Annotated in this window: 14 protein-coding genes; 7 read left to right on the forward strand and 7 right to left on the reverse strand. The window is 60.9% G+C overall.

Annotated elements, in window-relative coordinates:
- The first annotated feature begins 7 nt into the window (after positions 1-7).
- The 3 genes from IB250_RS25820 to IB250_RS25830 all read left to right on the forward strand — a co-directional run bounded on the left by IB250_RS25820 (position 8) and on the right by IB250_RS25830 (position 3,444).
- The gene (locus IB250_RS25820) at positions 8-661 is read left to right on the forward strand and encodes an ABC transporter permease (RefSeq protein ID WP_063341568.1); all 654 of its coding nucleotides are present in this window, start codon (positions 8-10) and stop codon (positions 659-661) included.
- On the forward strand, positions 658-1,815 hold the full coding sequence (locus tag IB250_RS25825; RefSeq protein ID WP_095631248.1) for a betaine/proline/choline family ABC transporter ATP-binding protein: 1,158 nt from the start codon (positions 658-660) through the stop codon (positions 1,813-1,815). The genes IB250_RS25820 and IB250_RS25825 overlap by 4 nt, the downstream gene beginning before the upstream one ends.
- A gap of 465 nt (positions 1,816-2,280) precedes the next feature.
- Positions 2,281-3,444, forward strand: coding sequence for a type III PLP-dependent enzyme (locus tag IB250_RS25830; RefSeq protein WP_123355945.1), 1,164 nt, complete (start codon positions 2,281-2,283; stop codon positions 3,442-3,444).
- Between the two features lie 185 nt (positions 3,445-3,629).
- On the opposite strand, the gene IB250_RS25835 is transcribed toward IB250_RS25830, so the two are convergent.
- Both IB250_RS25835 and IB250_RS25840 read right to left on the reverse strand, forming a co-directional pair.
- Positions 3,630-4,328, reverse strand: coding sequence for a tetratricopeptide repeat protein (locus tag IB250_RS25835; protein WP_192346374.1), 699 nt, complete (start codon positions 4,326-4,328; stop codon positions 3,630-3,632).
- A 57-nt stretch (positions 4,329-4,385) separates the two neighbouring features.
- Positions 4,386-5,066, reverse strand: a complete 681-nt coding sequence (locus IB250_RS25840; RefSeq protein WP_192346297.1) for a Fe2+-dependent dioxygenase — start codon at positions 5,064-5,066, stop codon at positions 4,386-4,388.
- 207 nt (positions 5,067-5,273) lie between these two features.
- On the opposite strand from IB250_RS25840, the gene IB250_RS25845 reads away from it, so the two are divergent.
- The gene (locus IB250_RS25845) at positions 5,274-7,532 is read left to right on the forward strand and encodes a TonB-dependent receptor (RefSeq protein WP_192346299.1); all 2,259 of its coding nucleotides are present in this window, start codon (positions 5,274-5,276) and stop codon (positions 7,530-7,532) included.
- A 307-nt stretch (positions 7,533-7,839) separates the two neighbouring features.
- Positions 7,840-10,368, forward strand: coding sequence for a PepSY domain-containing protein (locus tag IB250_RS25850; RefSeq protein WP_192346301.1), 2,529 nt, complete (start codon positions 7,840-7,842; stop codon positions 10,366-10,368).
- A 131-nt stretch (positions 10,369-10,499) separates the two neighbouring features.
- Here IB250_RS25850 and IB250_RS25855 read toward each other — a convergent pair whose 3' ends face one another.
- The 4 genes from IB250_RS25855 to ptsP form a co-directional block, all read right to left on the reverse strand.
- Positions 10,500-12,041 carry an alkaline phosphatase D family protein gene (locus tag IB250_RS25855; RefSeq protein WP_192346303.1) on the reverse strand — a complete coding sequence of 514 codons (1,542 nt, stop codon included), beginning with the start codon at positions 12,039-12,041 and terminating at the stop codon, positions 10,500-10,502.
- Positions 12,042-12,208: 167 nt separating this feature from the next.
- Positions 12,209-13,948 carry a PTS fructose-like transporter subunit IIB gene (locus tag IB250_RS25860; protein ID WP_192346305.1) on the reverse strand — a complete coding sequence of 580 codons (1,740 nt, stop codon included), beginning with the start codon at positions 13,946-13,948 and terminating at the stop codon, positions 12,209-12,211.
- Between the two features lie 11 nt (positions 13,949-13,959).
- Positions 13,960-14,901 (reverse strand): 1-phosphofructokinase, encoded by a 942-nt coding sequence (gene pfkB, locus IB250_RS25865; RefSeq protein ID WP_192346307.1) that lies wholly within the window; start codon positions 14,899-14,901, stop codon positions 13,960-13,962.
- Positions 14,901-17,762 carry a phosphoenolpyruvate--protein phosphotransferase gene (ptsP, locus tag IB250_RS25870; RefSeq protein WP_192346309.1) on the reverse strand — a complete coding sequence of 954 codons (2,862 nt, stop codon included), beginning with the start codon at positions 17,760-17,762 and terminating at the stop codon, positions 14,901-14,903. The genes pfkB and ptsP overlap by 1 nt, the downstream gene beginning before the upstream one ends.
- Before the next feature lie 300 nt (positions 17,763-18,062).
- Here ptsP and cra point away from each other — a divergent pair, with 300 nt between their 5' ends.
- Positions 18,063-19,058, forward strand: coding sequence for a catabolite repressor/activator (gene cra, locus IB250_RS25875; protein ID WP_192346311.1), 996 nt, complete (start codon positions 18,063-18,065; stop codon positions 19,056-19,058).
- A gap of 3 nt (positions 19,059-19,061) precedes the next feature.
- Complete coding sequence (locus tag IB250_RS25880; RefSeq protein WP_192346313.1) at positions 19,062-19,841, forward strand: TatD family hydrolase; 780 nt, start codon at positions 19,062-19,064, stop codon at positions 19,839-19,841.
- A 125-nt stretch (positions 19,842-19,966) separates the two neighbouring features.
- On the opposite strand, the gene IB250_RS29115 is transcribed toward IB250_RS25880, so the two are convergent.
- Positions 19,967-20,680 carry a methyl-accepting chemotaxis protein gene (locus tag IB250_RS29115; RefSeq protein WP_412548353.1) on the reverse strand — a complete coding sequence of 238 codons (714 nt, stop codon included), beginning with the start codon at positions 20,678-20,680 and terminating at the stop codon, positions 19,967-19,969.
- Positions 20,681-20,683: the final 3 nt, after the last annotated feature.

The raw sequence follows: 20,683 nt of genomic DNA on the forward strand, positions 1-20,683 counted from the left end.
AAAAGACATGGAATTTCTCAACGCCTTTTCCCATCTCGATTGGCCGCAGGTTTTGCACCTGACCTGGCAGCACATCACCCTGGTTGGCATCGCCGTGACCCTGGCGATTGTGGTCGGCGTGCCGTTGGGCATCCTGATGACCCGTTTCCCGACACTGGCCGGCCCGTTGCAAGCCAGCGCTACGGTGTTGCTGACCGTGCCATCGATTGCCCTGTTCGGCCTGCTGCTGCCGTTCTATTCGAAATTCGGCCAGGGCCTCGGCCCGATGCCGGCGATCACCGCAGTGTTTCTGTACTCGTTGCTGCCGATCATGCGTAACACCTACCTGGCCCTGACCGGCGTGGAACCTGGCATTCGTGAAGCGGCGCGTGGCATCGGCATGACCTTCGGCCAGCGCCTGCGCATGGTCGAACTGCCGATTGCCGTGCCGGTGATCCTCGCCGGTGTGCGCACCGCCGTGGTGATGAACATCGGTGTGATGACCATCGCCGCGACCATCGGCGCCGGTGGCCTCGGTGTACTCATTCTCGCTTCCATCAGCCGCAGCGACATGTCGATGCTGATTGTCGGCGCCGTGCTGGTCAGTCTCCTGGCCATCTTCGCCGACCTGCTTCTGCAATGGCTGCAACGCACGCTGACTCCAAAAGGACTCCTGAAATGATCGAACTTCAAAACCTCAGCAAGACCTTCCAAAGCAACGGCAAAGATGTGAAAGCCGTGGACTCGGTAAGCCTGACCGTCAATGAAGGCGAAATCTGTGTGTTCCTCGGGCCATCGGGTTGCGGTAAAAGCACCACGCTGAAGATGATCAACCGCCTGATCAAGCCAACCTCGGGCAAGATCCTGATCAACGGCGAAGACACCACTGACCTCGACGCCGTGACCCTGCGTCGCAACATCGGTTATGTGATCCAGCAGATCGGTCTGTTCCCGAACATGACCATCGAGGAAAACATCACCATCGTTCCGCGCCTGCTGGGCTGGGACAAACAGAAATGCCACGACCGCGCCCGCGAGTTGATGAGCATGATCAAGCTCGAACCCAAGCAGTATCTGACTCGCTACCCGCGTGAGTTGTCCGGTGGCCAGCAGCAGCGGATCGGCGTGATTCGCGCGCTGGCGGCGGATGCGCCACTGTTGTTGATGGATGAACCATTCGGCGCGGTCGACCCGATCAACCGCGAGATGATTCAGAACGAGTTCTTCGAGATGCAACGGGCGCTGAACAAGACCGTGATCATGGTCAGCCACGACATCGACGAAGCGATCAAGCTCGGCGACAAGATCGCGATTTTCCGTGCCGGGAAACTGCTGCAAATCGACCATCCAGACACGCTTCTCGCGCATCCGGCGGACGACTTTGTCAGCAATTTCGTCGGCCAGGACAGCACCCTCAAGCGCCTGTTGCTGGTGAAAGCCGAAGATGCAGCGGACAACGCGCCTTCGGTGAGCCCGGAAACGCCAGTGGCCGAAGCGCTGGAATTGATGGACGAACTGGACCGTCGTTACGTGGTGGTTACCTGTGCCGAGAACAAGGCCTTGGGTTACGTGCGCCGTCGCGACCTGCACCGCCAGACCGGCACCTGCGCGCAATACCTGCGTGAGTTCAACGCCACCGCGGCGTACGACGAGCATTTGCGCATCCTGCTGTCGCGCATGTACGAGTTCAACCGCTCGTGGCTGCCGGTGATGGATGCCGAGCGGGTGTTCCTGGGTGAGGTGACTCAGGAATCGATTGCCGAGTACTTGAGCTCCGGTAAGTCTCGTGGGGGCAAGACCAGTATTGTTTCGCCAGCCGAGACTGCTGTCGCCTGATCCCTTTCTACTGATCGTTCCCACGCTCCGCGTGGGAATGCATCCAGAGACGCTTCGCGTCTCAACGGCTGGACGCAGAGCGTCCGGGGCGGCATTCCCACGCAGAGCGTGGGAACGATCATTCCACCTCAAATATCCCTGCTCAGGGAACATCACACTGTCATGCAGGTCGGTTACATCAGTAGCTGTCCGGGACCGCACGACGGAAGCGTGCAAAAACGCGACATTTTTTGTTGATCTCAAGCTCCTCACGCCCTAAAGTTCGCGCCGAACGTCCATGCTGGAAACGATCCATCCGGCTCAAGTACTGACGACGAGACAGCAAGGCCAAGGGAAAGCACCGCCTCCCATGGCCTTTTTGCTTTCGGCGACATGCCTTGGGAAGTAGGCGAACCAAAGTGGGGATACGGAGGGCGTTCATTTGCACCCATTGATAATTTCAGTTTGCCAGTAGGAGTTCCCAGCATGTCGATCAACGTCGAAGACTATTTCGCGCGCGATACCTTCCAGAAAATGAAGGCCTTCGCCGACAAACAAGAAACCCCGTTCGTGGTGATCGACACCGCGATGATCAGCCAGGCCTACGACGACCTGCGCGCCGGTTTCGAATTCGCCAAGGTCTACTACGCAGTCAAGGCCAACCCGGCCGTTGAAATCATCGACCTGCTCAAAGAAAAAGGTTCGAACTTCGACATTGCCTCGATCTACGAGCTCGACAAAGTGATGAACCAGGGCGTCGGCCCGGATCGCATCAGCTACGGCAACACCATCAAGAAATCCAAAGACATTCGCTACTTCTACGACAAGGGCGTGCGTCTGTACGCCACCGACTCCGAAGCTGACCTGCGCAACATTGCCAAGGCAGCTCCGGGCTCGAAAGTCTACGTGCGCATCCTGACTGAAGGCTCGACCACCGCTGACTGGCCACTGTCGCGTAAATTCGGCTGCCAGACCGACATGGCCATGGACCTGCTGATCCTCGCTCGTGACCTGGGCCTGGTGCCTTACGGCATCTCGTTCCACGTCGGTTCGCAGCAACGCGACATCAGCGTCTGGGACGCGGCGATCGCCAAGGTCAAAGTGATCTTCGAACGCCTGAAAGAAGAAGACGGTATTCACTTGAAGCTGATCAACATGGGCGGTGGCTTCCCGGCCAACTACATCACCCGCACCAACAGCCTGGAAACCTACGCTGAAGAAATCATCCGTTTCCTCAAGGAAGACTTCGGCGACGACCTGCCGGAAATCATCCTCGAGCCAGGCCGTTCGCTGATCGCCAACGCCGGCATCCTGGTCAGTGAAGTGGTGCTGGTCGCGCGTAAATCCCGTACCGCCGTCGAGCGATGGGTGTACACGGATGTGGGCAAATTCTCTGGCCTGATCGAAACCATGGACGAAGCCATCAAGTTCCCGATCTGGACCGAGAAGAAAGGCGAGATGGAAGAAGTGGTCATCGCCGGTCCAACCTGCGACAGCGCCGACATCATGTACGAAAACTACAAGTACGGCCTGCCGCTGAACCTGGCGATCGGTGACCGTTTGTACTGGCTGTCGACCGGTGCGTATACCACCAGCTACAGCGCTGTTGAGTTCAATGGCTTCCCGCCACTGAAATCTTTCTACGTGTAAGCGCTACACGCAGAAATCAAAAAGCCCATGACCTGTCATGGGCTTTTTTGTGTCTGCGATGATCGTTCCCACGCTCTGCGTGGGAATGCCTCAATGGATGCTCTGCGTCCGCTTCGACAGGGACGCGGAGCGTCCCGGGCTGCAGAGCGTGGGAACGATCAAAGGATCGCAGCCTTCGGCAGCTCCTACAGGTTCAGCTCTGCGCAGCGTTGCGTGTAGTCTTCGGCCAACTTGCGAATTTGCGGATTCACCGCGTTCAACAGTGCTTTGCTCGCCACCCGCAAGAAATTCAGATTCCCGCCATCCAGTGCCTTGTGCAGCCAACCCAGCGCCTCGTCGATCTTGCCTTCATCCGCCAACACCGCTGCATAACTGAATTGCCCACGAAAATCCCCGCCGACCGCCGAGCGTCGATACCAGTCACGGGCTGCTTGCGGATCTGCCGGGCAAACCCGGCCTTCTTCCAGATAACGCCCCAGCAGGTTCATCGACTTCGCGTGGCCCAATTCAGCTGCTTGCCGATACAGACTCAGCGCTTGCACCTGATCCTCGATCACTCCACGACCAGTAGCCAGCAGATTGGCGTAGTTGTACATCGCCCAATCCAGTCCGGCTTCAGCGGCAACACGATAATGCCCCGCGGCTATCGAAGCATCGGCAGTGCAACCCCAGCCATGTTCATGACAACGGCCGAGCATGTTGCGCGCCATAGAGTGTCCACCCTGGGCGGCGATCTCGAACCAGCGCAGCGCCAGCGGCTGATCCTGAGCGATGCCACGGCCGTCCAGCAGGATCTGCCCGAGCAACGCCTGAGCATCGAGCACGCCTTCACGGGCGGCGATCAGGATCGCCTGAGCCGCTCGCGCCGGGCTTTCTTCGAGCATCGATTTGAGGCGGTCGCCGTCGAGGACTTCCTCGCGGTGCAACCGAAAGTCCGTCACTTACACCTCGACCCAGCGACGCAACAGGTTGTGGTAGGTGCCGGTCAGGCGGATCAATGAAGGATGGTCGGGCATGTCCTGGGTCAACTGTTGAATCGCCCCGTCCATCTCGAACAGCAAGGCGCGCTGGCTGTCTTCACGCACCAGGCTTTGCGTCCAGAAAAACGAAGCGTAACGGGTGCCGCGAGTGACGGCGTTGACCTTGTGCAGGCTGGTGCCGGGATACAGGACCATGTCGCCTGCCGGCAATTTCACCCGCTGAATACCGAAGGTGTCCTGAATTTCCAGTTCGCCGCCGTCGTAGTCCTCCGGTTCACTGAAAAACAGCGTCGCCGACAGGTCGGTGCGCACGCGCTCGATGCTGCCCTTGGGCTGGCGCACGGCGTTGTCGATGTGGAAGTCGAAACTGCCACCGGCCGTGTAGCAGTTCAGTAACGGAGGGAAGACCTTGTGCGGTAATGCCGCCGACATGAACTGCGGATTTTTCCACAACCGTTCAAGCATCGCCGCACCGATTTCCTTGGCCAACGGATGCCCTTGCGGCAGTTGCAGATTGTGCTTGGCCTTGGCCGACTGGTAACCGGCGGTGATTTTTCCATCGGCCCAATCCGCCTGCGTCAGGGCTTCGCGAATGCGCTGCACTTCTTCTTTCGCGAACACGCCGGGAATGTGCAGCAACATGGAAAGACCACCTGAAGGCAAAGGGGCGCCAATGGTATTGATTCTTATTGCCCCTGTAAAACCCGTGTGACGAATGAAACCGCAAAAACCGTAAAGGTAAATTGTAAAGAATGTAAATTCGTCGCGAATAGTAACGTTTCGCAATTGATACAGATACGTATTTACTCTACATTCCGCGGCCTCAAATCCTTGGGGAGGGGAATTCACATGTCACGCCAACAACTACAATTAACGGTCGGTTCGCCGCGTTTGCTCGCGTCTGCAATTGGCGTGGCGATCACTGCCGGCTCTGCGGGCCACATGGTTTTCGCGGCCGAGAAGACTGACGAAAAAGCACCGGACAATGCGATTTCCCTGGACGCGACCAGCGTTGTGGGCGAGCAGAACGACACCTCCTACAAGACCGATACTTCGGCTTCCAAGAAGTACACCGCGCCACTGCGCGAGACGCCGAAAAGCGTCACCGTGATCCCTCAACAAGTGATTCGCGACACCGGCGCCACCAGCCTGGTCGACGCCCTGCGCACCACCCCGGGCATCACCTTCGGTGCCGGCGAGGGCGGTAACCCGGCCGGCGATCGTCCGATCATTCGCGGCTTCAACGCCGAAAGCGACACGTTCGTCGACGGCATGCGCGACCCTGCGTCCCAAAGCCGCGAGATCTTCAACGTTGAATCGATCGAAGTCAGCAAGGGCCCGGGTTCAGCCTTCACCGGCGCCGGCTCCACCGGTGGCAGTCTGAACCTGGTGAGCAAGACCCCCAAGCTAGGCAATTCCTACAACGGCGGCTTCACCTGGGGCTCGGACCAGACCCAGCGCACCACCCTTGATCTGAACCAGCAGATGACCGACACCTCGGCCTTGCGCCTGAACCTGATGAAGCACGAAGCCAACGTCGCCGGCCGTGACACTGTAGACGTCAGTCGCTGGGGCGTCGCACCGTCCTTCGCCTTCGGCCTGGGCACCGATACCCGCTTGACCGTCGGCTACTACCACGTCGAGACCGACGACATGCCCGACTATGGCATCCCGTTGACGTTGAGCCCCAACCGCAGCAAGCACGACGTCGACAAGCCGGCCAACGTTGACCGCGACAACTTCTACGGCCTCACCGGTCGCGACTTTCGCCAGACCACCAATGACAGCGGCACCCTCAAGATCGAACACGATCTGAATGAAGACCTGACCGTGTCGAACAGCTTCCGCATGTCCCGTTCGACCCTGGACTACATCGTCACCAACCCGGACGACAGCAAGGGCAACGTGGTCAATGGCAACGTGTACCGGGGTGCGAAGAGCCGTAACTCGACGTCCAGCGGCTGGATCAACCAGACCGACCTGAGCGCCAAGTTCAACACCGGCGCCATCGAGCACAGTCTGGTGACCGGTCTGGAGTTTTCCTATCAGGACACCCACAACCGCCCGTACACCCTGACCTCCACCGCCAGCGGCACTCGATGCAACCGCGCCCTGTTCAACTCCGGCGACTGCACCAGCCTGTACAACCCGACGCCTGGGGATAACTGGAATGGCAGGATCACCGACAGCACCGCGTTCACTGACACCAACACCAAAACCGCCGCAGCCTACGTATTCGACACCCTGAAGTTCAACGAGCAATGGTCCCTGAACCTGGGCCTGCGTTATGACAACTACCAGGTCGAATCCAGCGGCCACGCCAACGCCAGCAGCACAGCGCCAGCGAACGACTTCTCCCGTGCGAACACCAGCGACCTGGTGAACTACCAGATCGGCGTGGTCTACAACCCGTTGCCTAATGGCAGCATTTACGCGGCCTACTCGACCTCCAGCAACCCGGCCGGCGAAACCAGCGGCAACGGTGGCCTTGAACTGGCCGCGAACAACAGCCGTCTGGATCCGGAAAAGAACCGCAACTACGAAATCGGCACCAAGTGGGACTTCTTCGGTGACGATCTGTCGCTGACCGCCGCGCTGTTCCGCACCGAGAAAACCAACGCGCGGATCAACGATCCGGACGGCGGCACCACGCAAGTACTGGACGGCGAACAGCAGGTCAATGGCCTGGAACTGAGCTACGCCGGCAAGCTGACCCGTAACTGGAGAGTCTTCGGCGGCTACACCTACATGGACAGCGAAGTGGTCAAAACCACCCTCGCCGCCGATGAAGGCAACCACATGCCAAGCACGCCACAGAACAACTTCACGTTCTGGTCGACCTACGACCTGGTGCCGGACAAGTTGACCGTCGGTGCCGGTGCGACCTACGTCGATTCCCAGTTCGGCAACGTCGCCAACTCGGTGGAGATCCCGTCTTACTGGCGTTACGACGCGATGGCCAGCTACCGCCTGACCAAGAACGTCGACCTGCAACTCAACGTACAGAACCTGACCGACGAGCGTTACTTCGATCAGATACTCCAGAACCACTACGCCCATGTGGCGGCGGGCCGTACCGCCCTGCTGAGTGCCAACTTCCACTTCTGATAACAGAAACATGAAGGCCAAAAGCCCAATGCCAGTCAGTTAAACGAGAATCCCTGTGGGAGCGGGCTTGCCCGCGAAAGCAGTGTATGGAGCGACATCAAAGGTGACTGTACCGCCGTCTTCGCGGGCAAGTCGGATCGCCGCACCGCCGCTCCCACAAGTTCCGCGGCGTAACTGACTGGCATTAGGCCAAAGCCCCGTTCATCGAAGTGAACGGGGCTTTTGTGTGTAAAAAAGAATGCTTCTCGACAACTCACGGCATAATGCGCGCCGTGATGATGACTTTTGAACGAACAAGGCGAGCGACGTGTTGAAGAAATCCCTGTTCCAGTTGCACTGGTTTTTCGGCATCAGCGCCGGACTGGTCCTGGCCCTGATGGGCATCACCGGGGCGGCGGTATCGTTCCAGGATGAAATCCTGCGGGCGTTGAACCCCTCTGTGCTGCACGTCGAAAAGCAGATTGCCGGCGTACTGCCACCTGCCGAGCTGGTAGAAAAAATCGAAGGCGCTTCGGGCAAGACAGTCTCGATGCTCTGGGTCGAGACCGACAGCGGCAACGCTGCGCGGGTGATCTTCACGGCGCCACCCGGTGAACGTCGCGGGCCGATGCGTTACTTCGACCCGTACACCGGCGAGTTCATGGGCGACGTCACCGGCCAGGATTTCTTTGGCCTGATGCTGCAACTGCACCGGGTCCTGGCCATGGGCGATATCGGCCGGCAGATCACCGGCGCCTGTACCCTGATTCTGCTGTTCTTCTGCCTGTCCGGCCTGTACCTGCGTTGGCCACGCCAGTGGAAAAGCTGGCGCGCCTGGCTGACCCTGGACTGGAATAAAAAAGGTCGCAGCTTCAACTGGGATTTGCACTCAGTGGCTGGTATCTGGTGCCTGGTGTTCTATCTTTTGGCAGCGCTCACCGGGCTATCCTGGTCGTACGAGTGGTACAACAAAGGCCTGACCCGACTGCTTTCCGATTCGCCGCAGAACGAGCGGGTGCGCAGTGGTCGCGGTCCTGCGCCAAGCGGCCCGGCCCCCACTGCCGATTACGCGGCGATATGGAGCAGCATCTACAGCGCCGCCGGCCCAGGGCTTGCCTCCTACAACGTGCGTATGCCGCCCGTGGCCGGGCAACCGGCAACGGTGTTCTACCTGCTGAAGAATTCCCCCCACGACCAGGCACGGAACCAGCTCACCCTCGATCCGGCGACCGGCATCGTCAGCCGTCATGACCGCTACAGCGACAAGAGCCTCAAGGCGCAGCTGCTGACCAGTATCTATGCGCTGCACGTTGGCAGTTATTTCGGGATGATCGGGCGGATTATCCTGACCATCGCCGCGCTGACCATGCCGCTGTTTTTCATCACTGGCTGGTTGCTGTACCTGGACCGTCGACGCAAGAAACGCCAGATCAAGGACGCCCGCAAAGGCCTCGCACAACCGGGCGGTGATGCACCGGCATGGCTGATCGGCTTCGCCAGTCAGAGCGGGTTTGCCGAACAGCTCGCCTGGCAGACCGCCGGACAATTGCAGGCCGCCGGGTTGCCGGTGAAGGTCCAACCGTTGGCCAATGTCAGCGAACAGGACCTGCAGGATTCCAGCAACGCGCTGTTTGTGGTCAGCACCTTCGGCGACGGTGAAGCACCGGACAGCGCCCGAGGATTCGAACGCAAAGTGCTGGGGCGTGCGCTGAGCTTCGACAGCCTGAACTATGCCGTGCTCGGCCTCGGTGACCGCCAGTATCAACACTTCTGCGGCTTCGCCCGTCGCTTGCACACCTGGCTGGGCGAACACGGCGGCAAGACTTTGTTCGCCCCGGTGGAGGTCGACAGCGGCGACCCCTACGCCCTGCGTCACTGGCAACAGCAACTCGGCCTGCTGACGGGCCAGGCGCCGGTGGATACCTGGCAAGCGCCGAGCTACGACAACTGGACCCTGACCCGCCGCGAATTGATGAACCCGGACAGCAGCGGTTCGCCCGTGTATTTGCTCGGCCTCAGCGCCCCCACTACCAGCAGTTGGCTGGCCGGGGATCTGGTGGAAGTGCTGCCGCGCAATTGTCCGTGGGCCATCGAGCATTTCCTCGACGGCCTGGGGATCGACGGTCGGGCCACGGTTGAGTTCGATGGCCTGTCGCAAACGCTGGAACAAGCCCTGGCCAGCCGCCAACTGCCCGAGAACCGCGCGCATCTGGTCGGTCTGCATGCACAAGCGCTGGCAGACGCCTTGGTGCCGTTGGCCATGCGCGAATACTCCATCGCCTCGATCGCCGCCGACGGCGTGCTGGAATTGATCGTGCGTCAGGAATTGCATGCCGACGGCAGCCTGGGCGTCGGTTCCGGTTGGCTGACCGAACACGCGCCCGTGGGTAGCAGCATCAGTTTGCGGGTACGTCGCAACAGTGGTTTCCATCTACCGAACGAACCCATCCCGATGATCCTGCTGGGCAACGGCACCGGGCTGGCCGGGTTACGCAGTTTGCTCAAGGCACGGATTGCCGACGGGCAGCAGCGTCACTGGCTGCTGTTCGGCGAGCGTCATCGCGAGCACGACTACCTGTGCCGCGCGGAACTGGAAGAGTGGTTGATCAACGGTGATCTGACGCGACTGGATCTGGCATTCTCGCGAGATCAGGCCGAGAAGATCTATGTGCAGGATCGCCTGCGCGAGTCGGCCGATGAGTTGAAAAAATGGCTGGCCGATGGCGCTGTGATTTACATCTGCGGCAGTTTGCAGGGGATGGCTTCAGGGGTGGATCACGCGCTCAACGAATTGCTCGGCATTGAAGAGGTCGACCGCCTGATCGAACAAGGCCGCTACCGCCGCGACGTCTACTGACACAACCCATAAAATGTGGGAGCGGGCTTGCTCGCGAAAGCGATTTAACAGTCAACAAAGATGTTGGCTGTCAGGCCGCCTTCGCGAGCAAGCCCGCTCCCACATTGATCGATGTATCGGCTTACTTCTTCTCACACCGGCTGCAACGTGCGTTCAAACACCCCCACCCCATCCAGATCCCGCAACACCATACTCATCTCCCCCGTCTGCCCATCGATGTTCACCTCGCCAAAAAACTGAAACCCGGCAAACGGCGAGGTGTTCAGCGCCGGTGGTGCTTTCTCGAACACCACTTCGGGGCCGAAGGTTTTATCCAGCGCATTTGGCCCGAAGCTCCCCGCATTCAACGGCCCCGCGACAAATTCCCAGAACGGTTCGAAGTCCTGAAACGCCGCGCGGTCCGGGTGGTAATGGTGCGCCGCGCAGTAATGCACATCCGCCGTGAGGAATACGAAATTGCGCACCCGCTGCGCCCGCAGAAAACCGAGCAGTTCGGCGATTTCCACTTCACGGCCCTGAGCCGGGCCAGGGTCACCATTGGCCACCGCTTCCCACCGCGCCACACCGGGGCTGACTTCACCATCGGGTACGCCGAGGCCGATGGGCATGTCGGCGGCGATGACTTTCCATTGGGCCTGGGAGCCTTTCAATTCACGTTTGAGCCAGTCCAATTGTTCTCGACCGAGAAACGGTTTGGCGGCACCCAGGTTGTCGTCATTGGCTTCGCGATAACTGCGCATGTCGAGCACAAATACATCCAGCAGCGGCCCATAACTCAGCTTGCGATAAATCCGCCCGCCGTCATCGGCACTCTGCAAGCGCATCGGCGCGTATTCCAGCCAGGCCTGGCGTGCGCGGCCCACCAGGCTGTGGATATCTTTGCTCTTGTAGCGCTCATCCAGTTGCTTGCCCGGCGACCAGTTGTTCACCACTTCGTGGTCGTCCCACTGCCAGATCTGTGGGACCTCGGCATTGAAGCGGCGGATGTTTTCGTCCATCAGGTTGTAGCGGTAATTGCCACGATAGTCGTCGAGGGTTTCGGCGACTTTGCTCTTGGCTTCACTGGTGATGTTGCGCCACACCCGGCCACTTTCGGTGGTCAGTTGCGCCGGCACCGGGCCGTCGGCGTAGATGGTGTCGCCGCTGTGGATAAAAAAATCCGGCAGGCGCAGACGCATCGCTTCGTAGATACGCATACCGCCGATGTCCGGGTTGATGCCGAAGCCCTGGCCGACCGTGTCGCCACTCCAGACAAACCGAATATTCCGTCGGGCGGATGGCACACTGCGCAGATGACCGAACCAGGGTTCACTGGCGACACCGCTCTGGGCGTCTTCGAAAGTCACGCGGTAGAAAATCGCCTGATCGGCGGGCAGGCCCGTGAGTTCGACCCGGGCGGTGAAATCGGTGCGGGCATCGGCCAATGGCGAAACGAATCGACGAGGATTACTGAACAGGCTCCGTGTGTCCCATTCCACCACCATCCGCGCCGCACGGTCGCAACGGCTCCAGATCATCGCCCGGTCGCCCAACAGGTCGCCGGACTGCACGCCATCGGTGAGTTGCGGCCGATCCTTGACCGAAGCAATCACCGCCGGGGCCAGGCCGGGCAGCAACAGCCCGGCGCCAACGGCTTGCATGACACGACGGCGGCCGAGGTCGAATTCGCCCATGGTGTTCTCCCTGAAAAAGGAAAACTTAAGCATGTGCGCATGACGCTCGTGTGAAAAACGCAAACCCTGTGGGAACGGGCTTGCCCGTGATAGCAGCGCAACAGTCACCGAATGGGTTGAATGTTAAACCGTCATCGCGGGCAAGCCCGCTCCCACAGGGTTTAGAGTCAGGCGTTGGCCGGTTCCAGCGCCAGTTCTACTGTTTCCGGCCGCTTGAGCAGCGCATACGTCACCGCCGTCAGCAAACTCCCGGCCACGATCGCCAGCAGATACAACAGCGCATGGTTGATCGCATTCGGGATCAGCATCACGAACAACCCACCGTGGGGTGCCATGAGCTTGCAGCCGAAATACATCGACAGCGCGCCGGTCAGCGCACCGCCGGCGATGCTCGCCGGAATCACCCGCAGCGGGTCTTTCGCCGCAAACGGAATCGCCCCTTCGGAGATAAAGCACAGCCCCAACACCAGCGCCGCTTTACCGGCCTCGCGTTCAGTCTGGGCGAACTTGCGCCGGGCAATGAACGTAGCAATGCCCAGACCAATCGGCGGCACCATGCCGGCGGCCATGGTCGCGGCCATCGGTGCATAACTTTGCGACGCCAGCAGCCCCACCGAAAACGCGTAAGCGGCTTTATTGATCGGCCCGCCGAGGTCGACGCACATCATGCCGCCCAGCAGCACACCCAGCAGAATGGCGTTGGTGGTGCCCATGCTGTCGAGGAAGTGCGTGAGCCCTGCAAGCATCCCGGCCACCGGTTTGCCGACCACATAGATCATCACCAAACCGGTGAACAGGCTCGCCAGCAACGGAATGATCAGGATCGGTTTCAGCGCCTCAAGACTTTGCGGCAAACGCGCATAACGGTTGATCGCCTGGGCTGCATAACCGGCGATGAAACCGGCAATGATCCCGCCGATGAAACCGGCACCCAGGGTGCTCGCCAGCAAACCACCGATCATCCCCGGCGCCAGGCCCGGGCGGTCGGCGATCGAGTAGGCGATGTAGCCCGCCAGCAGCGGCACCATCAGTTTGAACGCGGTGTCGCCGCCGATCTGCATCAGCGCCGCCGCGAGCGTGCCTTCCTCCTTGAACGCGGTGATGCCGAACACGAAGGACAAGGCGATCATCAGACCGCCCGCCACCACCATCGGCAACATGTACGACACGCCGGTCAGCAGGTGCTTGTAGATGCCGGTCTTCTCTTGCTTGGCCGGGCCTTTGGCGCCGGTCGAAGCGCTTTCCTGTTTGCCTTCGGCCAGGGCTTTGTTCAGCGTCGCTTCGGCCTGTTTCAGCGCAATGCCGGTGCCGCAACGGTAGATTTTCTTGCCAGCGAAACGCTCGGTGGCTACGTCAATATCTGCCGCCAACAACACCACGTCAGCATCGGCAATCGCCTCTGCGCTGAGTGGATTACGCGCGCCGACCGAACCCTGGGTTTCCACTTGCAGATCGTAGCCCAGACGCTTGGCCGCTTGCTGCAAGGCTTCGGCGGCCATGAAGGTGTGGGCGACGCCGGTCGGGCACGCGGTGACAGCCACCAGGCGTGGGGCATTTTTAACCACGGCAGCTGGCTCGGCGGCGGCTTCGGGCGCGACGTAAACCTCAGCCTCCTCCACCCCACGACGCAGCACCGCTTCGACATCTTGCAGGGCCTGGGCCGGGGTACTCTGGAATACGCGTTTGCCGACGAATCGCGACATATCCACTGGCGCACTGGTGACCAGCAACACCCACTCGGCGGCTTCGATGGTCGCAGCCGACAGCTGGCGTTCCGGATGGGCCGCATCAACAACTTCGACACTGGTGCTCCAGCCCTGACGCTGGGCCGCTGCATCGAGCAGACGAGCGCACAGCACACTGGTGACCATGCCGTTCGGGCAGGCCGTAACAATGGCTAACTTCATTGCAAACCCTCTTATTGTTCTGTCAGGGGGCGCAGGCGCACGCCCTGTTCGAGGTGCGCCAGTTGCGCGGTGTCGCCGATACCAAAACCGATCTGGGTCACGGCCATGGCGGCAATCGCGGTGGCGGTGCGCAAGGTTTGTTCGGGCGTATCGGCACTGAGCAAACCGTGCAGCATGCCCGCCAGCAACGAATCCCCTGCCCCAACGGTGCTGATCACGCTGACCTTGGGTGGCGTGGCGTGCATGGCCGAGCCGACACTGAACCAGTTCACCCCGTCGGCACCGTCGGAAATCACCACGTGTTCGATGCCATGCGCATGCAAGCGGCTCGCCGCCTCGGCTTGGGCCCCCACGGAAACCACCTCGCAGCCCAGCGCTTCAGCCAATTCTTCGGTGTTGGGTTTGATCAGCCACGGGCCGGCCGCCAGACCTGCGCGCAAGGCTTCACCGCTGGTGTCGAGCGCGACTTTCAAACCGCGCTTTTTCAAGCGCTGGATCAATTCCCGCAACCACTGAGGATTCACCCCACGAGGCAAACTGCCAGCGACGACGACTGCGTCATGCCCGGGAGCAATCTGGTCGAGTCGATCGAGCAAAGCCTGCTGCGCCGCTTCACTGACCCTCGGCCCCGGGCCGTTGATGTCGGTGATGCGCCCATCGCTTTCCGCCAGTTTGATGTTGCTGCGAGTCTCGCCGGGAACGCGGACAAACGCGTCGGTAAAACCGCGTTTGGCAAACAGGGTTTCGAACGCCTGAAGGTTGTCTTCCCCGAGAAAACCGGTGACGGTCAGCTGATGCCCGAGGTCGGCCAGCACCTGCGCCACGTTCACCCCTTTGCCAGCGGCGTGGGTGTGCATTTCGTCGCTGCGATTGACCTGACCGGGGGTAAGTAGCGGCAATTGAACGGTGAGGTCCAGCGCCGGGTTAAGGGTCAGGGTTAAGATCTTGGCCATTACAGGGCCTCCACTAATGCACGGACTTCGTTCGCGCTGCCCACGGCCAGGGCCTGTTGAGCAAGGGTTTGAGTCTGGGTCAGGCTGAGTTCACGAATGCGCGCCTTGACCTCGGCAATGCTGCGGCCCGACACGCTCAACTCATCCACACCCAGGCCCACCAGCACCGGTACCGCCAGCGGATCGGCCGCCAGTTCACCGCACACGCCGACCCACTTGCCATGAGCATGAGCCGCACGCACGGTGATGTCGATCAGTTGCAGCACCGCCGGATGCAAGCCGTCGGCCTGGGCCGACAAGGTCGGATGACCACGGTCGATGGCCAGGGTGTATTGCGTCAGGTCGTTGGTGCCGACGCTGAAGAAATCCACTTCCTTGGCCAGCACCGGCGCCAGCAAAGCAGCCGACGGCACTTCGATCATGATCCCCAGTTGCAGGTCCGCAACCGGGATTTCCAGGCGCAGACGTTCGGTCATGTCCCGAGCCTGACGCCATTCATCGACGCTGCCGACCATCGGGAACATGATCCGCAATGGACGGTTGTCAGCCGCTCGCAGCAAGGCGCGCAACTGCGCTTCCATGACCTGCGGGCGTTGCAGGGTCAGGCGAATGCCACGCACACCGAGAAACGGGTTTTCTTCTTTCGCGATCGGCCAGTACGGCAGCGGTTTGTCACCACCGACGTCGAGGGTGCGCACCACCAGCGGTCGACCGGCCAAGCCATCGAGCACACGACGGTACTCGACTTCCTGAGTCGCCTCGTCCGGCGCTTGCGAGTGGGCCATGAAAATCAGCTCGGTGCGCAGCAGGCCAATCCCTTCGGCGCCCTGCTCCACCGCACTGGTGACGCCAGCGCTTTCACCGATATTGGCGAACACTTCCACTGCGTGACCATCGGTGGTCAGCGCCGGTTGATGGCGTTGTTCGGCGGCGGCTTTCAGGCGCAGTTCGCGGGTGTCGCGCTCTTCGGTGGCGCGCTGCAAGGTCGCGGCATCGGCGTCCACGTGCAGGCGGCCACGTTGACCATCGATCAACAGCGGCGTGCCCGGCTTGAGCAGCAACACCGCAGCACCGGCGCCCACCAGTGCCGGAATACCCAAGGCACGCGCGACAATGGCGCTGTGGGCCGTGGCGCCACCGCGAGCGGTGAGGATGCCGGCCACACGCGTCGGATCAAGACGTGCCACGTCGGACGGGCCGACTTCGTCCATCACCAGAATGTACGGCTGCTCCGGCTCGGCTGGCGTTTCGACGCCACTCAATTGCGCCAGCACCCGACGGCCAATGTCGCGCAAGTCGGCGGCACGTTCAGCGAGCAAGGCGTCCTGCAGCGATTCCTGTTGTTTGGCGGCGGCTTCGATCACCGCCATCCACGCTGCTTCGGCGCTTTCGCCTTGCTTGAGACGGGTGTCGACTTCGTCGGTCAGTTCCGGGTCGTCGAGCATTTCCTGATGGGTGATGAAAATCTCGCGAATCGCTTTGGCCTTGCTGCGCTCGATCAGGCCTTCGATGTCGCGACGCACATCCGCCAACGCTTGCTTGAGACGTTCACGCTCGATGGCGGCGGACTCACCGCGCAGCGGGTAATCGATAACTTGCAGCACCTGAATATGCGCCGGGCCGATGGCGATCCCCGGCGCGGCAGCAATCGCCTGAATCAGGCTGCCGGAGGCCGGTGCAAGCAGCACTTCGGCAACATCGGCGATCACTTCGCGATGTTGGCTCACTGCCGGCAGCGGCTCGACTTCTTCACCGAGGCCTTCTTCGATGGCCGCCAGCAAGGCGGGCAAGGCGTCGGCAGCGATGGTTGGTTCGGCGATGAATTCCAGCACCTGACCGCGACGGGCGCCGAGGCTGAGCAGTTTGCTCAAACTCTTCACCGACACCGCACTGTCGTGGCCATCGACGATGCGTACGCGGATTTCGCCTTCAAAACTTTTCGCCAGTTGCGCGAGGATCTTCGCCGGACGCGCATGTAAGCCGTGGGCGTTGGCCAGGGCAATGCGTGCGCTCGGCCAATCCGCCGGCACTTCACCGCCGAGGACTTCCAGCACCGCGCGGCTGCTGGTGGCACGGCCCAGCTCATGACCACGGCCTTCGATCAGCAACGCGCAAAGGCGTTCGAGCAATGCCTGATGGGCTTCACCGAGGCTGGCCAGGCAGAACAGACCGCTCAACGGCTGACCGAGGTAGCGCATGGGTTTGTCCGGGGTAACGAACGCCAGGCCCGGACGCTTCACCGTTTGTTCGCTGTGCAGCCACCACAGGCCATCGCCCAGCGGCAGCGCGTCGACCTGTTGCAAGACACCGGCAAAACCGTTGCTCACGCAATCGGCCTGACGCAGCAAGCGGGCACCGCGCCAGACCAGTTCTTCGAAGTCATCGGCGGAGACTCCGAGGCCGATCATCTGTGCGTCCAGCGCCAATTCTTGCGGCGCGCCTTGCAGCAGTTTCAGCAAGGCTTCGGCGGAACTGGCGCGACGCAGGGCCTGGCCCAGATCGGTTTCACCGAGGGCGCGGGTCAGCAGTTGCAGCAGGCGCAGGTGTTCATCGGATTTGGCGGCGATACCAATCGCCAGGTAAACGATCTGGCCATCACCCCAGTCCACGCCGTCAGGAAACTGCATCAGCCGCACGCCAGTGGAAAACACCAGATCGCGGGTTTGCGGGGTGCCGTGGGGGATGGCAATACCTTGACCGAGAAAGGTCGAGCCCTGGGCTTCCCGGGCCTGCAAGCCCGCAAGGTAACCATCCGCCACCAGGCCATCGGTCACAAGTCGGTCAGCGAGTAATTGCAGGGCGGTGGCTTTATCCACAGCCGACTGGCCCATGGATATCTGCTCTATGGTGAGCTCGAGCATGCTTTCTCCTTTTTGGCGCCGTGTGACGCCAGGTATTGTTTTGATTGATTCAGCTTAGGCCCTTGGGAGCGCCTTTTCAGGGGCAGTTTTGGCGGTTTCGCGGCAGAACCGACCAAAGCGACCTATAACGTAGAAAATACGCCTGCTGAAACGTTTAATCTAGAATGTTAGGCACGTTACTCGATAATGTCTCATCCTTGAAGTCCAATTGTCGGATGTGCTGCCACAATGATCGCCTGCCGAATCGGGTAGGATTGGCGAAAATGCCGGGCACGCTCGAATAAACAAGGAAATACCGGGTTGAAACTCAGTGATATTGCACAGTTGGCCGGCGTCTCCGTGACTACCGCCAGTTATGTCATCAACGGCAAGGCCGAACAGCAACGTATCAGCAGCGCCACCGTCGAGCGCGTGCGAGCAGTTGTCCAACAACATGGCTTCACACCCAACCCTCAGGCCGCCGGACTGCGCAGTCGGCACACCCGCACCCTGGGCTTCATTCTGCCGGACCTGGAAAACCCCAGTTACGCGCGAATCGCCAAACTGCTGGAACAAGGCGCCCGGGCTCGCGGCTATCAGCTGCTGATCGCCAGCTCCGACGATGCGCCAGACAGCGAACGGCAATTGCTGCAACTGTTCCGCGCCCGCCGCTGCGATGCACTGATCGTCGCCAGTTGCCTGCCGGCCGGCGATGACAGTTACCGCCAGTTGCAGGCCAAAGGCATTCCGATCATCGCCATCGACCGGGTGATGGAGCCTGAGCACTTTTGCTCGGTGATCAGTGACGACCGCGAAGCCAGTCTGCAGCTTACCCGCAGCCTGCTGGACCCGTTACCCAAGCAGATCGCGTTGATCGGTGCCCGTCCTGAATTGAGTATCAGCCAGGAACGGGCTGCAGGTTTCAAGGAAGCGCTGAACGGCTTCGAAGGCGAGGCGCTGATCGAACACGGCGAGTCGTTCAGCCGTGAGTGCGGCAAGCAATTGATGGAAGAGTTGCTTCAGCGCCTGGGCCATTTGCCGGATGCGTTGGTGACCACCTCCTACGTGCTGCTTCAGGGCGTGTTCGATGCCTTGCATGACTTCCCGCTGAAAACCCGCCCGCTACGCCTGGGCACCTTCGGTGATACACAATTGCTGGACTTCCTGCCGCTGCCGGTCAACGCCATGTCCCAACAGCATCAGCTGATCGCCGACAAGGCGCTGCAACTGGCGCTGGCGGCCATTGAACAGGCCGATTACCAACCCGGCGTGCAGGCCATCGCGCGGACCTTCAAGCAGCGAATTCATCAGGACTGAGCCGTGGAACTGATCGACACCCACACTCATCTGGATTTCCCGGATTTCGACGTGGATCGTCAGGCGCTGTTGGCCGAGAGCCGCGCCCTCGGTGTGCGGCGGATGGTGGTGCTGGGGGTTTATCAGGCCAATTGGCAGCGGGTCTGGGATCTGGTGCAAAGCGATCCCGATCTGCATGCGGCGTTCGGTTTGCACCCGGTGTATCTGGACGACCATCGCCCTGAGGATTTGACCGAACTCGGTGATTGGCTGATGCGTCTGGCGGGCCATCGGCAGCTATGCGCGGTGGGCGAGATCGGTCTGGATTACTTCATCGAAACCCTGGATCGTGAACGCCAGCAAGCGCTGTTCGACGCCCAACTGCAACTGGCGGCAGACTTCAATCTGCCGGCGCTGATTCATGTACGACGCAGCCATGCTGCGGTGATTGCCACGCTCAAACGGTTTCGCTTGAAACGCGCGGGGATCATTCATGCCTTCGCCGGTAGTCAGGAAGAGGCTCGCGAATACATCAAGCTGGGTTTCAAACTCGGCCTCGGCGGCGCCGCCACCTGGCCGCAGGCCCTGCGCATGCACCGCGTGCTCGCCGGTTTACCCCTTGAATCGGTGGTACTGGAAACCGACTCACCGGACATGGCCCCCGCCATGTTTCCCGGCCAACGTAATAGCCCGGCTCATTTGCCAGCGATCTGCGCGGCACTGGCCGCTCTCATGGCCGTCAGCCCCGAACGACTGGCTGCCGCCAGCACCGCAAATGCCTGTGAGCTGTTCAACTGGCGTTAGTCACCGCACACATCCCCTGTGGGAGCGGGCTTGCTCGCGAAGAGGCCGTCACATTCAAATTTTATGTGACTGATAGACCGCTTTCGCGAGCAAGCCCGCTCCCACATTGGATCCTCTGCGCGGCATCAAACCCGGAACGCGCTGATCAATTGTTTGAGTTCCACCACCTGCGCCGACAACGCCCGACTGGCATTTTCGGTCTGGTGCGCGCCGTCAGCGGTGCGCTCACCGGCACGGTTGATCTCGACGATGTTCTGGTCAATGTCATGAGCCACAGCGGTCTGCTGCTCAACCGCCGCGGCAATCTGCTGGTTCTGGTCGACGATCATGCCGACGGCGCCAAGGATGTTTTCCAGCGCCTGCTGAACCTTTTCCGACTGCCCGACCGTGCCGCTGGCCATCTGATGGCTGGTGCCCATCGCCTTGACCGCCGCCCCGACACCGCTGTGCAGTTTGGCAATCATCTGCTCGATTTCTTCGGTCGATTGCTGGGTGCGTTTGGCCAGGGTCCGGACCTCGTCCGCCACCACCGCAAAACCACGGCCCTGCTCGCCTGCGCGCGCGGCTTCGATGGCCGCGTTGAGCGCCAGCAGGTTGGTCTGCTCGGCGATGCTTTTGATCACTTCCAATACACGGCTGATGGATTGACTGTCGCTGGCCAGTTGATTGATCACCCGCACCGACTGATCGATCTCACTGGCCAGTGCAGCGATGCTGCCCTGCTGGGACTCCACCAGCCCGCGCCCGCTGATGGTCTCGTCGTTGACGCTATGGGCGCTGCTGACGGCCGCTGCGGCACTGCGCGCCACCTCCAGAGACGTGGCTGACATCTGGTTCATCGC

Origin of the sequence: Pseudomonas sp. PDM09 (assembly GCF_014852305.1) — a bacterium.
Taxonomy (GTDB): Bacteria; Pseudomonadota; Gammaproteobacteria; order Pseudomonadales; family Pseudomonadaceae; genus Aquipseudomonas.

Excerpts from the sequence above, each read along its gene's own strand:
- IB250_RS25820 (WP_063341568.1), top strand. The coding sequence starts at position 8 with ATGGAATTTCTCAACGCCTTTTCCCATCTCGATTGGCCGCAGGTTTTG.
- IB250_RS25825 (WP_095631248.1), top strand. The coding sequence starts at position 658 with ATGATCGAACTTCAAAACCTCAGCAAGACCTTCCAAAGCAACGGCAAA.
- IB250_RS25830 (WP_123355945.1), top strand. The coding sequence starts at position 2,281 with ATGTCGATCAACGTCGAAGACTATTTCGCGCGCGATACCTTCCAGAAA.
- IB250_RS25835 (WP_192346374.1), bottom strand. The coding sequence starts at position 4,328 with ATGCTCGAAGAAAGCCCGGCGCGAGCGGCTCAGGCGATCCTGATCGCC.
- IB250_RS25840 (WP_192346297.1), bottom strand. The coding sequence starts at position 5,066 with ATGTTGCTGCACATTCCCGGCGTGTTCGCGAAAGAAGAAGTGCAGCGC.
- IB250_RS25845 (WP_192346299.1), top strand. The coding sequence starts at position 5,274 with ATGTCACGCCAACAACTACAATTAACGGTCGGTTCGCCGCGTTTGCTC.
- IB250_RS25855 (WP_192346303.1), bottom strand. The coding sequence starts at position 12,041 with ATGGGCGAATTCGACCTCGGCCGCCGTCGTGTCATGCAAGCCGTTGGC.
- IB250_RS25860 (WP_192346305.1), bottom strand. The coding sequence starts at position 13,948 with ATGAAGTTAGCCATTGTTACGGCCTGCCCGAACGGCATGGTCACCAGT.
- pfkB (WP_192346307.1), bottom strand. The coding sequence starts at position 14,901 with ATGGCCAAGATCTTAACCCTGACCCTTAACCCGGCGCTGGACCTCACC.
- ptsP (WP_192346309.1), bottom strand. The coding sequence starts at position 17,762 with ATGCTCGAGCTCACCATAGAGCAGATATCCATGGGCCAGTCGGCTGTG.
- IB250_RS29115 (WP_412548353.1), bottom strand. The coding sequence starts at position 20,680 with ATGAACCAGATGTCAGCCACGTCTCTGGAGGTGGCGCGCAGTGCCGCA.